This is a genomic window from Pseudomonas sp. 2VD (genome assembly GCF_005503585.1).
In the GTDB taxonomy this organism is placed as follows: Bacteria; Pseudomonadota; Gammaproteobacteria; order Pseudomonadales; family Pseudomonadaceae; genus Pseudomonas; species Pseudomonas aeruginosa.
This window is the reverse complement of sequence record NZ_SCND01000533.1, coordinates 1-2930: the sequence shown is the minus strand read 5'-3', so window position 1 is coordinate 2930 and position 2930 is coordinate 1. Positions and strand designations below refer to the sequence as shown.

Below are 2930 nucleotides of genomic sequence, written 5' to 3'. Positions count from 1 at the left end.
GCGACGTGTGGCTGGGCAGTTCGTCCCAGCGCAGCCAGGCGATCACCCCAGCGAAAACGATGGCCATGTAGGCGATCGGTCCGATCACTCCCGGGGAGGCCAGGGCATAGGCCTGCGACATGGTCAGTTGGCCGAGGCTGGCGAACAGTCCGGCGCCGAGCAGCAGGAGCAGTTCCTGGCCGTTCAGCGGCTGCCAGGCCCAGGCCAGCGGCACGGCGGAGAACAGGGTGCCGAACAGGGCGAAGTAGAAGACGATGCGATAGGCCGGCTCGCTGTCGCTCATTTCGCGGATCGAGACGAAGGCACAGGCGGCCATCAGGCTGGAGGCGATGCCGACCAGGGCGATCGGCGCCACTACCGCGCCGCTGGGCCTGGCCACCAGCAGCACGCCGAGGAAGCCGACCAGGGTGGCGACCATCATGCGGCGGGTCAGCGGCTCCTTGATCCACAGGTGTGCGATCAGCGGCGTGAACACCGGCGCGGCATAGCTGAACAGCATGGCGTCGGTCAGCGGTAGGTGGGCGAGGGCGTAGAAGTAGCAGTACATGCCGCCCAGGCCGTAGGTGGTGCGCAGCAGGTGCGATAGCGGGCGGCGGGTGCGCAGCGGGCCGATGCCGCGAGTCAGCGCCAGGGGCAGGAAGAACAGCACGCCGACGAGGTTGCGGAAGAACACCACGGTTTCGTTGTTGACGGTGCTGGAGGCCTCGCGGATCAGGCCGCCCATCAGGGCGAAGAACAGCGCCGAAAGAGCCAGCATGGCGGCGCCCTGGGTCGGGCTGTTGCGCCGTTGCGGCTGGCTCCCGGCCATGGCTAGCCGCGCAGCAGGGGATAGAGTTCGTTGAGTAGCCGGCGCCGGCTGAACACCATCTGCCAGCGGCTGCCGCCCAGTTGCCGCCAGAGCCGCGCCGAGCGGATGCCGGCGAGCAGTAGGGCGCGGATCCGCGCGGCGTTGCTGCTGACCTGCAGATGGCGCATGTCGCCGTGTACCTGGATGCGCTGGCGGAAGGTGCTGAGGGTGTCCTGGTAGATGCTGGCGAACGATGCGATGACGTTCTCGTGGACCAGGCCGAAGTGCTGGACCTGCTGTTCGACCTGGTCGAGGCGCTGGCCGATCAGGTCGAGCATGTCGCCGCGCTTGTCCAGTTGCCGTTCCAGGGTCAGCATCGCCAGGGCGTAGCGCAGCGGTTCGCGCTGCAGGCTGCCGGGCTTGCGCTCCAGGGCGCTGGCCAGGGCCTTGAAGCCGTCGCGCAGGTTGAGGCTGTCGCCACCGTAGACGTCCAGGGTGCTGGCCGGGTTGCGCGCCAGCAGGCTGCCGAGCATGCAGCCCAGCGGGGCTTCGCTGATCTGCCCGGTGCGTGCCAGCTTGTCGACCAGGGCTGCGGATTCGAAGACGGCGCCGAGGGCAATCAGTTGCTGTCGCGGATCGCTCACGGGCGTCCTCCGAAATCCCAGGCTTCCGCCGTTTCGATCACGCCGCCGCCGAGGCAGACGTCGCCGTCGTAGAACACCACCGATTGCCCCGGGGTCACTGCGCGCTGCGGTTCGTCGAACACCGCGCGGTAGCCTTCGGCGGTTTTCTCCAGGACGCAGTCCTGGTCGCTCTGCCGGTAGCGCACCTTGGCCCGCAGGCGGCGCGGCCGCTCCAGTTCGACCGGGTTGACCCAGTAGATTCGCGAGGCCAGCAGGGCGCGGGAGAACAGCAGCGGGTGGTCGTTGCCCTGGCCGACCAGCAGCACGTTGCGTTGCAGGTCCTTGCCGAGCACGTACCAGGGATCGTCGCCGGCTTCCTTGAGACCGCCGATGCCGAGGCCCTGGCGCTGGCCGATGGTGTGGTACATCAGGCCGCTGTGGCGACCGATGACCTTGCCTTCGGTGGTCTCGATGTCGCCCGGCTGGGCCGGCAGGTACTGCTTGAGGAAATCGGTGAAGCGTCGCTCGCCAATGAAGCAGATGCCCGTGGAGTCCTTCTTCTTCGCCGTGGCGAGGCCATGCTTCTCGGCGATGGCGCGGACTTCCGGCTTCTCCAGTTCGCCGACGGGGAACAGGCTGCGGGCGATCTGCTCGCCGCCCACCGCGTGCAGGAAGTAGCTCTGATCCTTGTTCGGGTCCAGGCCCTTGAGCAGCTCGGTGCGCCCGTCGCGGTCGCGGCGCCGCACATAGTGGCCGGTGGCGATCAGGTCCGCGCCGAGCATCAGCGCGTAGTCGAGGAACGCCTTGAACTTGATTTCGCGGTTGCAGAGGATGTCCGGGTTCGGCGTACGGCCGGCCTTGTACTCGGCAAGGAAGTGCTCGAACACGTTATCCCAGTATTCCGCGGCGAAGTTCGCCGTGTGCAGCTTGATGCCGATCCGGTCGCAGACGGCCTGGGCGTCGGCCAGGTCCTCGCGGGCGGTACAGTATTCGGTGCCGTCGTCCTCGTCCCAGTTCTTCATGAACAGGCCTTCGACCTGATAGCCCTGCTGCAACAGGAGCAGGGCGGAGACGGACGAGTCGACGCCGCCGGACATGCCGACGATCACGCGCTCGCGGCGTGGGGTGGGGGCGGATTCAGACATAGCGATCAGGCGTCACGGGCGAATTCGTAAAACGCGGATTCTATCAGGCCTGGGGCAGGGAGGGCGACACGTGGGTGTCGCGGATCAGCGCCAGGGGATAGCGGCCGCCGGCCAGATAGTCGTCGATGCAGCGCAGCACCAGGTGGCTGCGCCAGCGCTGCGGCTGGGCGGCCAGTTCGTCGCGGGTCAGCCAGCGCGGGCCGATGATGCCGTCGTCGAGGGCGCGTTCGGGGTGGTGGCGCACGGGGCGGGCGGCGAAGCATACGCGCTGGTAGGTGACGCCGTTGGACGGGGCGGTGTACAGGTAGATGCCGGTGACGGCGCTCAGCTCGACCTCCCAGCCGGTTTCCTCGAGGGTTTCGCGCAGGGCGGCCT

Annotated in this window: 4 protein-coding genes; all 4 read right to left on the bottom strand. The window is 68.0% G+C overall.

Going from position 1 to position 2930, the window contains the following annotated elements:
• On the bottom strand, positions 1–808 hold an 808-nt coding region (locus tag FFS27_RS31185), incomplete at its 3' end, for a DMT family transporter (protein ID WP_132503400.1).
• Between the two features lie 2 nt (positions 809–810).
• A complete protein-coding gene (hflD, locus tag FFS27_RS31180; protein WP_003090440.1) occupies positions 811–1431 on the bottom strand; it encodes a high frequency lysogenization protein HflD in 621 nt (206 codons plus the stop codon).
• Complete coding sequence (gene mnmA, locus FFS27_RS31175; RefSeq protein ID WP_003131114.1) at positions 1428–2555, bottom strand: tRNA 2-thiouridine(34) synthase MnmA; 1128 nt, start codon at positions 2553–2555, stop codon at positions 1428–1430. The genes hflD and mnmA overlap by 4 nt, the downstream gene beginning before the upstream one ends.
• A 43-nt stretch (positions 2556–2598) precedes the next feature.
• Positions 2599–2930, bottom strand: a 332-nt coding sequence (locus FFS27_RS31170) for an NUDIX domain-containing protein (RefSeq protein WP_137952472.1), incomplete at its 5' end; no start/stop codon positions are given.

Bases quoted from the DNA above. Each gene is read 5' to 3' on its own strand.
- mnmA (WP_003131114.1), bottom strand. From the start codon at position 2,555: ATGTCTGAATCCGCCCCCACCCCACGCCGCGAGCGCGTGATCGTCGGC.